Origin of the sequence: Mesorhizobium sp. Cs1321R2N1, from assembly GCF_037179725.1 — a bacterium.
Classification (GTDB): domain Bacteria; phylum Pseudomonadota; class Alphaproteobacteria; order Rhizobiales; family Rhizobiaceae; genus Mesorhizobium; species Mesorhizobium salmacidum.
This window is the reverse complement of the sequence record NZ_JAPYKP010000175.1, coordinates 1-10,428: the sequence shown is the minus strand read 5'-3', so window position 1 is coordinate 10,428 and position 10,428 is coordinate 1. Positions and strand designations below refer to the sequence as shown.

General features: G+C 66.2%; 9 protein-coding genes and 1 tRNA gene. 2 read left to right on the top strand and 8 right to left on the bottom strand.

Annotation, left to right across the window (positions count from 1 at the left end; all coding sequences use genetic code 11):
* On the bottom strand, window positions 1–691 hold a 691-nt coding region (locus O7A61_RS28490; protein ID WP_337132605.1), incomplete at its 3' end, for a PLP-dependent cysteine synthase family protein.
* Between the two features lie 249 nt (window positions 692–940).
* On the opposite strand from O7A61_RS28490, the gene O7A61_RS28485 reads away from it, so the two are divergent.
* Together O7A61_RS28485 and O7A61_RS28480 are read left to right on the top strand one after the other, a co-directional pair.
* Window positions 941–2,941 (top strand): transcriptional regulator, encoded by a 2,001-nt coding sequence (locus O7A61_RS28485; protein WP_337132606.1) that lies wholly within the window; start codon window positions 941–943, stop codon window positions 2,939–2,941.
* Between the two features lie 96 nt (window positions 2,942–3,037).
* Window positions 3,038–3,214 carry a hypothetical protein gene (locus O7A61_RS28480; RefSeq protein WP_337132604.1) on the top strand — a complete coding sequence of 59 codons (177 nt, stop codon included), beginning with the start codon at window positions 3,038–3,040 and terminating at the stop codon, window positions 3,212–3,214.
* Between the two features lie 36 nt (window positions 3,215–3,250).
* On the opposite strand, the gene O7A61_RS28475 is transcribed toward O7A61_RS28480, so the two are convergent.
* From O7A61_RS28475 to O7A61_RS28445, 7 genes are all read right to left on the bottom strand, one after another.
* Entirely contained in the window at window positions 3,251–3,559 is a 309-nt protein-coding gene (locus O7A61_RS28475; protein ID WP_140507000.1) for a UBP-type zinc finger domain-containing protein, read from the bottom strand.
* On the bottom strand, window positions 3,559–5,250 hold the full coding sequence (locus tag O7A61_RS28470) for an FAD-dependent oxidoreductase (protein WP_337132603.1): 1,692 nt from the start codon (window positions 5,248–5,250) through the stop codon (window positions 3,559–3,561). Before O7A61_RS28470 ends, O7A61_RS28475 begins: the two co-directional genes overlap by 1 nt.
* Before the next feature lie 151 nt (window positions 5,251–5,401).
* Window positions 5,402–5,486: transfer RNA gene (locus O7A61_RS28465), tRNA-Leu, on the bottom strand.
* Between the two features lie 123 nt (window positions 5,487–5,609).
* Entirely contained in the window at window positions 5,610–6,230 is a 621-nt protein-coding gene (locus O7A61_RS28460; protein ID WP_337132602.1) for a 2,3-bisphosphoglycerate-dependent phosphoglycerate mutase, read from the bottom strand.
* A gap of 92 nt (window positions 6,231–6,322) precedes the next feature.
* The gene (gene dapB, locus O7A61_RS28455) at window positions 6,323–7,168 is read right to left on the bottom strand and encodes a 4-hydroxy-tetrahydrodipicolinate reductase (protein WP_337132601.1); all 846 of its coding nucleotides are present in this window, start codon (window positions 7,166–7,168) and stop codon (window positions 6,323–6,325) included.
* Complete coding sequence (locus O7A61_RS28450; protein WP_337132600.1) at window positions 7,165–9,024, bottom strand: ABC transporter ATP-binding protein; 1,860 nt, start codon at window positions 9,022–9,024, stop codon at window positions 7,165–7,167. The genes dapB and O7A61_RS28450 overlap by 4 nt, the downstream gene beginning before the upstream one ends.
* 79 nt (window positions 9,025–9,103) lie before the next feature.
* Complete coding sequence (locus tag O7A61_RS28445; protein WP_337132599.1) at window positions 9,104–10,150, bottom strand: glucokinase; 1,047 nt, start codon at window positions 10,148–10,150, stop codon at window positions 9,104–9,106.
* Window positions 10,151–10,428: the final 278 nt, after the last annotated feature.

Below are 10,428 nucleotides of genomic sequence, written 5' to 3'. Positions count from 1 at the left end.
CGCGCAGCTGCGCCTTGCCGCTGCCGATCAGTTGCGCATTGGCCGGCTCGGAGAGCACGATGCGGGCATCCGGCCGTTCGCGGCGCAAGACTCGCGCCACGCCGACGACGGTGCCGCCGGTGCCATAGCCGGTGACGAAGCAGTCGAGCCGCGAGCCGGCGAAATCGTTGATGATTTCGCGCGCGGTCGTCGCCTCGTGGATGGCGGCATTGGCGACCGTCTCGAACTGGCGGGCGAGGAACCAGCCATTGGCCTCGGCCAGCTCGACCGCCTTCTTGTACATGCCAAAACCCTTTTCGGCGCGCGGCGTCAGCACCACCTTGGCGCCGAGCATGCGCATCAACTTGCGGCGCTCGACCGAAAAGCTGTCGGCCATGGTGACGACCAGCGGATAGGCCTTTTGCGCACAGACCATGGCGAGGCCGATGCCGGTGTTGCCGCTGGTCGCCTCGACCACGGTCTGGCCCGGCTTGAGCGCGCCGCTGCGTTCGCCCTCCTCGATGATGTTGAGCGCCAGCCGGTCCTTCACCGAGGCGCCCGGGTTGAAGAACTCGGCCTTGACGTAGATGGTCGCATGGGCCGGCGCGAGATTGTTGATGCGCACCGCCGGCGTGTCGCCGACAGTGTCGAGAATGCTGTCGAACAGGCGGCCGCGCCCGGCGGTGGTCCTGATTTTCTGTTTGTTCAACATCGTTGATCTCCTCGATCGTGTTCATCTTCACGGACCGGTTACGAACCGGCGGCCCGGGCGGCGAGCTTTCGAGACCTTGCCGCGCTAGGACTGACGTTGCCGGCGATGCGGCAATGACCGCTGCCGGCGCGAAATTCGCCGCCGGATGCGCCAGATCGTGTTTGGTGATAAAGCAGGGGCCGACAGGCCAGCGTGGGAGCAGGCGTGGAAACGGACGTGGAATCCGCACCATCGAGCCAGGACGGCGGTATGCCGGGCCTGTCCGTGCGCCTGCTCGGCCAATTGGCGATCACGCGTAACGGTGTGCCGATGGCACTGCCGGCCTCGCGCAAGCTGCGGGCGCTGCTTGCCTATCTGGCGCTGGCGCCGCACCCGGTGGGGCGCAGCCGCCTGTGCGAACTTCTGTGGGACGTGCCCAACGATCCGCGAGGCGAGCTGCGCTGGTGCCTGAGCAAGTTGCGCGGCGCTCTCGACACGCCGGACCAGCGCCGTGTCCGCACGCAGGACGATACGGTCGCGCTCGATCTCGGCGGTTGCCTTGTCGATGCGTTGGAGATCAGCCATGCGGCCACGCACGGGATCGACACGCCCGATGCCGAGCGGTTGCGAGCGCTGGCAGAACTCTTCGCCGGCGATTTTCTCGACGGGCTGGAATTCGAACGCAATCCGCACTTCAACAGCTGGCTGATCGGCCAGCGCCGCCGCTTCCGGTCCGTCCACACGGCGGTGCTGGAACGGCTCGTCGCGAGTCTGCCCACGGACTGCGACGAGGCGACCGCCCATCTCGACAAATGGGTGGAACTCGCGCCTTTCGATCGGCGCGCGCATACGACGCTGCTGGCGAGCCTCGCCCGGCGCGGCGAGATCACCGCGGCCGAGAAGCATCTGGCGGCGGCGGCACAGCTGTTCCAGTCGGAAGACCTGGATTTCGTCCCGCTGCGGACAGCCTGGCGCATGATCCGCGACCAGCAGTCGGCTGCCTCGCCGCGGCCGCAGCCGGCCTGCCGATCCACAGCATCGCAATTGGGGGCCACACTGGACCTTGGTCCGCCCGACTCCGGTCCACTCGAGCCGAGCCATGCGTCGCTGGCGGTGATGCCGTTTATTGAGGAATCCGGCCTGCGCGGCGGGCTGGCCGACGGCCTTACCCACGACATCATCACCCGTCTCGCCAAGCTGCGGGATTTCTTCGTCATCGCGCGCGGATCGGTCTTCGCACTGGCCGACAAGGGCATCGCACCCGAGGAGGCCGGTCGCCGGCTGAAGGTCGACTATGTCGCCACCGGCACGGTGCGCAGCATGGCCGGCCGCCTGATCGTCAGCATCGAACTCGTCGAGGTGCGTACCGCCAGGATCGTCTGGGCCGAGACCTTCGAGCGCCGTCCGGACGACATTTTTGCCGTGCTCGACGACGTCGGCGACAGCATCGTGTCGTCGATCTCGGTGGAGGTCGAGACCGTCGAGCGTAACCGAGCCCTGCTGAAGGCGCCCAACTCGCTCAACGCCTGGGAGGCCTATCATCGCGGCCTCTGGCACATGTATCGCTTCACCCAGGCCGAGAACGAAACGGCGCGGCATTTCTTTGCCAGGGCGCTGCAGCTCGATCCGACCTTCGCGCGCGCCTATGCCGGCCTGTCCTTCACCCACTGGCAGAACGCCTTCCAGCGCTGGGGCGACCGCGACCGGGAAAGCGCGCTGGCCTTCGAGAGCGCCGGCCAGAGCCTGCTGGTCGACGACCACAATCCGGCCGCGCACTGGGCAATGGGGCGGGCGCTGTGGCTGCGCGGCGAACAGGAGGGCTCACTCGGCGAACTGGAACAGGCGGTGAAACTCAGCCCCAATTTCGCGCTCGGCCATTACGCGCTGTCCTTCGTCCACTCGCAATCGGGCGACCCGAAAGCGGCAATAAGCTCCTCGGACCATTCGCGCCATCTCAGCCCTTTCGACCCGCTGCTGTTCGGCATGCTGGGCGCGCGGGCGATGTCGCATGTTCGTCTCGGCCAGTTCGAGGAGGCAGCCGTATGGGCGCTGAAGGCGGCGGCGCGGCCGAACGCGCACGCCATCATCCTGGCGATCGCGGCACATTGCCTGGCGCTGGCGGGGCGGCTCGACGAGGCGCGCGGCTTTGCCGCCGCCATCCGCAAGACGTTGCCGGATTACCGCGCCGACGATTTCATCGGCACGTTCCGCTTCGAGCCCGACGCCGAAGCGTTGTTCCGGCAAGGCGCCAGGCGGATCGGGCTCGGCTGATTTCAGGCTTGAACGCCTGCGTTAACGAAGTCGGAAGGAGTTGCTTAACCGTTCACGGCTATGTGACCTCCGGGGGGCCATGGCAAAGTGAGTATGATGAGCAACAGCCCCGACAAGCGCAGCGAATGGCGCACCATTCTTCATATACAGGCCCGCGTCGCCGTGCTGTTCGTTCCGGTCGTGGCCAGCCTGCTGCTCATCGCCGCCCTTGCCGGCAACGATCGCAAGTCCGTTCCCGATGTCGATCGGACTATCACCGGTTCGGTGCGATAGATCAGACCGGCCCGCTTTCCCAGCTCGCCGAAGCACTCAGTAAAATCGCGGGATCGGTCCGTTCTGCGGCGTGGTGCGGTCGCCGAGGTCGAGAAAGATCTCGTCGACATAGCACCAGCCCCAGCCTTCCGGCGGGTCATAGCCCTCGATGACGGGATGGCTGGTGGCATGAAAATGCTTGGTGGCGTGGCGGTTGGGGGAATCGTCGCAGCAACCGACATGGCCGCAGGTGCGGCAGAGCCGCAGATGCACCCACCACGAGCCGCTCTTCAGGCATTCCTCGCAGCCGAGCGCGCTCGGCGTCACGTCCTTGATCCCAGCCGCGTGTCTGCACTCGTCAGCCATCACACTCCCCCGACCAGTTGAGGCGCGTCGGCACGGCTGCCTTCCCGCGCAAGAAATGCATGCAATGCCGCCACCACCTGGGCGCCTTCGCCGACAGCCGCCGCGACGCGTTTGACCGAGCCGGAGCGCACGTCGCCGATGGCGAACACGCCGCTGCGGCTCGTCTCCATCAGGCCGTGCGCCGATGCTATGTCCGATCCGGTGCGGATGAAACCCCTGGCATCCAGCGCCACGTCGGATTGGGCGAGCCAGTCGGTATTCGGGTCGGCGCCGATGAACAGGAAGAGATGGCGGATCGGCCGCGTCGTCGAGGCGCCGCTCGAGCGGTCGCGCCAGCGGACCGTGGCAAGATTGCCTTCCTCGCCGTCCAGCGCCTCGACCTCGGTGCCGGTCAGCACCTCGATGTTGGGCTGCGCCCTGATGCGCTCGACAAGGTAACGCGACATCGAGGCTTCGAGACTGCCGCCACGCGCCAGCAGCGCCACTTTCCTGACATGGCTGGCCAGGAAGACGGCCGCCTGGCCAGCCGAATTGCCGGCGCCGACCAGTGCCACTTCCTGGCCGCCGCAAAGCCGTGCCTCGATGGGCGAGGCCCAATAATGCACGCATGTGCCCTCGAACTCGGCGAGATTGGCGACATCGAGGCGGCGATAGCGCGCGCCGCTGGCGATCACCACCGAGCGCGTGCGCACCGTCTCGTCGTCGCCGACCGCAAGCTGGTAGCGCGCGCCGTCGGTGGCAGCACCGAGCAGCTTCACCTCGTCGGGAATGACCATCTCGACGCCGAATTTCTGCGCCTGGTTGTAGGCGCGCGCCATCAGCGCCATGCCGGTGATGCCCGTGGGGAAGCCGAGATAGTTCTCGATGCGCGCCGAGGCGCCCGCCTGCCCGCCGAAGGCTCGGCAATCGAGCACGATGGTCGACAGCCCTTCGGAGGCCGCGTAGACCGCCGCCGCCAGCCCTGCCGGTCCAGCGCCGACAATGGCGACGTCATAGACCTTGCTGGCGTCGACCGGCCGCAGCAGGCCGATGCAGCGGGCGAGGTCTTTCTCCGCGGGATTGAGCAGCAGCCTGCCGTTCGGGCACAGCACGACCGGCAAATGGTGGGGATCGACATGGAAGTGCTCGAACAGGGTCTTCGCGCAAGGATCGGTTTTGGAATCGAGCACGCGGTGGGGCTGGCCGCTGCGGGCGAGAAATCCCTGCAGGCGAAGGACATCGCCATTGTCGGCCGGCCCGACGATGATCGGACCGATCGTGCCGCTCTCGAGCAGCCCGACGCGGCGCAGGATCAGCGCCCGCATGATGCGCTCGCCGAGATTGGCCTCCTGCACCATCAGGTCGCGCAGCCTCTGCGAGGAGATGACGAACGCCTGCACTGGCTCGGCGGCCTGCGCATTGACCAGCGAGGGACGGGCCGAAAGCTGCGCCAGCTCGCCGACGAAGCTGCCCGGGCCATGCGTGACGATCGTCTCGCGCCGGCCGAGCTTGCCGTCCTGCGTGATGTCCACCTTGCCCGACAGGACGACGATCAGCCCCGGGGACACATCACCGGCCTCGAAAATGTGCTCGCCGGCGGCATAGGCGCTGGCCTCACCGAACCGGCGCATGCGATCGATGTCGGCCTCCGCCAATGTCGGGAAGGCCTGGTCGCGGCGGGCGCCGAAGATCGCGGTGGCGGATTGAGACATGGGAGCGAGCGTAGCGAAGCAGCCGCCCGGTTTGAAGCGGTTTGTTCGGGGACCGGCCAGGAGGGGAGGTCATTGGGCAAGAAAAAAGCCCGGATGAACCGGGCTTTTTTCTTGAGCTTCTGAACCGATCGAATGGTTCGAAACGGGAATTTGGTGCCCAGAAGAGGACTCGAACCTCCACTCCTTGCGGAACACGGACCTGAACCGTGCGCGTCTACCAATTCCGCCATCTGGGCTGGTGCGGGCTCAATAAGCGGGCAAGCGATTGCTGTCAACGCGCTTTTTGGAACAGGACGCCAAAAGCTGGGAAGTCGCTTTAGCAAAGCTGGTGGAGGCCCGCCGCCGCAACTCGCCAGCCGTCAGCCTTCCAGCACTTCCTTCGAGGCCACGGTCGAATCGGCGTTGAGCTGGTAGATCACAGGCACGCCGGTGCCGAGCTCCAGCTTGACGATCTCCTCGCCCGACTTGCCGTCCAGCGCCATGATCAGCGCGCGCAGCGAGTTGCCGTGGGCGGCGACCAGCACGGTGCCGCCGCGCAGCACGTGGGGCTGCAGATCGTGCAGGTAGTAGGGCCAGACGCGGGCGCCGGTGTCCTTCAGGCTTTCGCCGGCGGGCGGCGGCACGTCATAAGAACGGCGCCAGACATGCACCTGCTCCTCGCCCCATTTCTTGCGCGCATCGTCCTTGTTGAGACCGGAGAGGTCGCCATAGTCGCGCTCGTTCAGCGCCTGGTCGCGAATGGTCTTCAGGTCGCTCTGGCCGACGGCGTCGAGAATGTGCTGGCAAGTCTTCTGCGCCCGGACCAGCGCCGAGGTGAAGGCGATGTCGAATTTAAGGCCGCGCGCCTTGAGCTTCTGGCCGGCGGCCTTGGCCTCGGCGTGACCCTGCTCGGTCAGGTCGACGTCACGCCAGCCGGTGAACAGGTTTTTCAAATTCCATTCGCTCTGGCCGTGACGCACGAGCACGAGAGTTCTCGACATTTTTGCTCCTCTGGGGTCTGAGCATTCCAGGAAAAGTGTGTAGCGGTTTTCCGTCCGGACTTGCGTAAGAACGAAAATGGTTCGGGGTCGTTTCAGGCAAGCCCGAGCACGTCCCGCATTGAGTAAAGGCCCGGCTTTTTGCCCCGCGCCCACAGTGCGGCCTTGACGGCGCCGCGGGCGAAGATGGCGCGGTCCTCGGCATGGTGAGACAGCGTGATGCGCTCGCCGGTGCCGGCCAGGATCACGCTGTGGTCGCCGACCACCGAGCCGCCGCGCAGCGCGGCGAAACCGATCGAGCCGGCTTTTCGCACACCCGTGTGGCCGTCGCGTGAACGCACGTCATTGCCGGCCAGCGCAATGCCGCGCCCGGCGGCGGCGGCCTCGCCGAGCAGAAGCGCGGTGCCCGAAGGCGCGTCGACCTTGTGCCTGTGGTGCATTTCGAGGATCTCGATGTCGAAATCATCGGCATCGAGCGCGCGCGCCGCCTGTTCGACCAGCACCGCCAGCAGGTTGACGCCGAGGCTCATATTGCCCGACTTGACGATCGTTGCGTGGCGCGCGGCGGCAGCGATTTTCGCATTGTCGTCGGCCGAACAGCCGGTCGTGCCGATGACATGGACGATGCGCGCCTGCGCGGCGTAGCCGGCGAACTCGACCGTCGAGGCCGGGGTGGTGAAATCGAGCACGCCGTCGGCCCTGGCGAAGACCGGCAGCGGATCGCTGCCGATCGGCACATCGATCCGGCCGACGCCAGCAAGTTCGCCTGCATCCTTGCCCAGATGAGGCGAATCCGCGCGTTCGACCGCGCCGATGACGCGGGCGCCCGGAATGGCGTGGATGGCGCGGATCAGCGTCTGGCCCATGCGGCCGGCCGCGCCGACCACCACAAGTCCCATATCGCCTGCCGGCTCGCCTGATGTTGCCGATGTTTCGCTCATGCCGTGCTCCCGGCGATGTTCCCGGTCTCTAATTCCTGAACCAAAGTTTCGACCGGCGCGCTGTCGTCGACAAGCCCCAGGCCCTTGACGCCCTGTATCCGGTGGAACCGGGCGTAGACGCTGTGCGGGTCGGCCATCAGCGAGGCGTGCGTACCCTCTTCGACCAGATGGCCCTGTTCCAGCACGATGATGTGGTCGGCATTGACCACGGTCGACAGGCGGTGCGCGATGACGATGGTGGTGCGCCCTTCCATGACCTTGGTGAGCGCCTGCTGGACACGGGCTTCGGCCTCGTTGTCGAGCGCCGATGTCGCCTCGTCGAGCAACAGGATCGGCGCCTGGCGCACAATGGCGCGGGCGATCGATACACGCTGGCGCTGGCCGCCCGACAGTGTGGCGCCATTCTCGCCGACCGGCGTGTCATAGCCTTGCGGCTGCTGGCGGATGAACTCGTCGGCCGCGGCCAGTCGCGCGGCCTGTTCGATCTCGGCGTCGGTGGCCGAGGGGCGGCCATAGCGGATGTTGTCGCGGATGGTGCCTTCGAACAGATAGGGCGCCTGCGAGACATAGGCGATCGAGCCGCGCAGCGACTGTTTGGTGACCTTGGAAATGTCCTGGCCGTCGATCTCGATCGTGCCGCTCTCGACATCATAGAAGCGCTGCAGCAGCGCCACCAGCGTCGTCTTGCCGGCGCCGGATGCACCGATGACGGCGGTCATCTTGCCGGCGGCGGCGACGAAGCTCAGACCCTGAAGGACAGGCGCCTCCTCGACATAGCGGAAGGAGACGTTGTTGAAGCGTACCTCGCCGGTGGTGAAATGTGCCTGTGTGGCGCCAGGCGCATCGCCCTGCTTCGGCTCGAGGTCGAGCAGTTCGTAGATCATGCGTGCATTGACCAGCGCCCGTTCCATGCCGACCTGCATGCGCGCCAGGCGCCGCGCCGGATCATAGGCCAGGATGAGCGCGGTGATGAACGAAAAGACCGCGCCGGGCGGCTGGCCCAGAACCAGCGCCCGGTAACCGGAATAGGCGATGACGGAAGTGACGGCGAGACCAGCCAGCATGTCGGAGATCGGCGACAGCCGTTCGGAGACGCGGGCAATCTTGTTGGAGCGCTGTTCGGCGTCGTTGGCGAGCTTGCCGATGCGGCCCGACAGCTCGTCCTCCATGGTGAAGGCCTTGACGATGGCGATGCCTTGCGTGGCTTCCTGAACCGCGCCGATCAGCCGCGAATTGATGAGCACGGATTCCCGGGTTATGCGCCGTACGCGGCGGGTGAGGTAGACGACGGCCCAGATCAGCGGCGGCCCGATCAGCAGCGAACTGAGCGACAGGACCGGATCCTGGTAGACCATGACGCCGAGAAGCCCGATCAGCGTCACGGCGTCACGGGTAATCGAGGTCAGCGTCAACGACAGCAGGTCGCGGATACCGCCGACGTTTTCGTTGACCTGCGCCGCCAGCCGGCCGGAGCGTGTATCATTGAAGAAGCCGACGCCGAGCTTCATCAGGTGATCAAAGATGCGCTTCTGGTAGCGCGCCACCAGATTGTTGCCGATCTTGGCCAGCGCCACCGCCTGGCCATAGCCGGCGAAGCCGCGCAGCAGGAAGGCCGCCATGAAGCCGGCGCAGATCCAGACGATCGCATCGCCTCGCCGTTCGTAGAATATCTGGTTGACCATCGGGGCCATGATCCAGGCCGTGAAGGCGGTGGTGCCCGAAACGATCAGCGAGCAGGTGATGACCATCACATAGGTCCAGCGATAGTCGTGGCTGTTCTCAGCCAGAATGCGGCGCAGCACCGCTGTGACCTCGCCTGGCCGGGCTTTCAGCTTGTTTGGAGTTTGAAGTGTCAAATCAGAGGGCTTTGTCGGTTTCCGCTTCCCGGTGGCCGGGCAATTCGGCACCCCTATTAACGCCAAGCAGCCGGCTTGCCTATGCCTGGGGGTGACTAACTTCGTCGCGCCAGCGCCGGCCCGATGTCTGGACGCCGAACAGCGAGGGGTTCCTGGCATAGGCGGCAAGGCCGAGGAGCGCCGCCAGCGGGTGGGTGATGACGTAGACCGGCATGGTGCGCATCATCGCGCTGTGCGGCGCCTTGTCCTCGAAGGCGGCGCGGAAATTGCCCTCCTTCAGCGCCGGTACGATCTTTTGCGCGATGCCGCCGGTGAGGAACACGCCGCCCCTGCTCATGAACACCAAGGCAAGGTCGCCGGCGGTGCGGCCAAGGCAGGTGACGAAAGTCTCCAGCGCTTCCTGCGCCACGGGATCGGTCTTGGCCAGCGCCGCAGCGGTGACCTCGGCTGGCGTGGTGAAGGGCGATGGCTTGCCGTCCGCCCTGGCCACCGCCCGGTAGACGTTGACGAGGCCTCGCCCGGACAGGATCTGCTCGCCCGAAATGCGGCCGTCGAGCTTCTCGACGTGCGGGAATACCTGGAAATCGCGGGCCGAACGCGGCCCGATGTCCATATGGCCGCCTTCGCCGGGCACCGGTATCCAGTGATGCAGCGCGTGGACCAGCCCGGCGACGCCGAGCCCGGTTCCCGGTCCCAGCACGACGCGGCCGGCATTGGGCTCCGGCGTGCCGCCGCCGATCTTTTCCATCTGCTCTTCGCCGAGCGCGACGACGGCCAGCGCCTGCGCCTCGAAATCGTTGAGCACGACGATGTCGCTCAGGCCGAGGCTGGCGAACATCTGCCGGGGCTTGACGACCCAGGGACAGTTGGTGAGTTCGATCTCGTCGCCATCGACCGGACCGGCCACTGCCAGCACAGCCGAATTGGGTCGGACCGAGGAGCGATCGAGCACGGCCGACTGGATCGCCTCGTCGATGGTGCTGTAATTGGCGGTCTGGACGATGGTCGGCTCGCCGGCCTCGGAATTGGCGTCGAGCACGATCGAAAAGCGCGCATTGGTGCCGCCGATATCGCCGATCAGGATCGGAAACCGCAGCAAAGTCTCGTCGTCGCCTGTGCCTGGCATGCTCTCGTCCGTCCCCCGGCGCCCTCGATGGCGTTTCGCCGTTCTTCCGTTGACTAGCGCATGAGTTTGAAAAGGGAAACGGTTTTCGGACCCGGCGACGCGCAGGGAGAGGTTCTGCGGCCAAACGGCCACTGTTTCATGAAGCAGGCAGCTAAACCGATTGAGCTTGCCGAAGGCGCCCGACAGTCACTTCGCGGGCGGGCGTGGACGCGGCACCGGCACGCCTACCTCGGGTGTCGCCGTGAAGGCGTTCAACGCGCTTGGCAGGCCGGCCGCGC

Bases quoted from the DNA above. Each gene is read 5' to 3' on its own strand.
- O7A61_RS28475 (WP_140507000.1), bottom strand. From the start codon at position 3,559: ATGGCTGACGAGTGCAGACACGCGGCTGGGATCAAGGACGTGACGCCG.
- O7A61_RS28470 (WP_337132603.1), bottom strand. From the start codon at position 5,250: ATGTCTCAATCCGCCACCGCGATCTTCGGCGCCCGCCGCGACCAGGCC.
- dapB (WP_337132601.1), bottom strand. From the start codon at position 7,168: ATGAGCGAAACATCGGCAACATCAGGCGAGCCGGCAGGCGATATGGGA.
- O7A61_RS28485 (WP_337132606.1), top strand. From the start codon at position 941: ATGCCGGGCCTGTCCGTGCGCCTGCTCGGCCAATTGGCGATCACGCGT.
- O7A61_RS28480 (WP_337132604.1), top strand. From the start codon at position 3,038: ATGAGCAACAGCCCCGACAAGCGCAGCGAATGGCGCACCATTCTTCAT.
- O7A61_RS28445 (WP_337132599.1), bottom strand. From the start codon at position 10,150: ATGCCAGGCACAGGCGACGACGAGACTTTGCTGCGGTTTCCGATCCTG.
- O7A61_RS28460 (WP_337132602.1), bottom strand. From the start codon at position 6,230: ATGTCGAGAACTCTCGTGCTCGTGCGTCACGGCCAGAGCGAATGGAAT.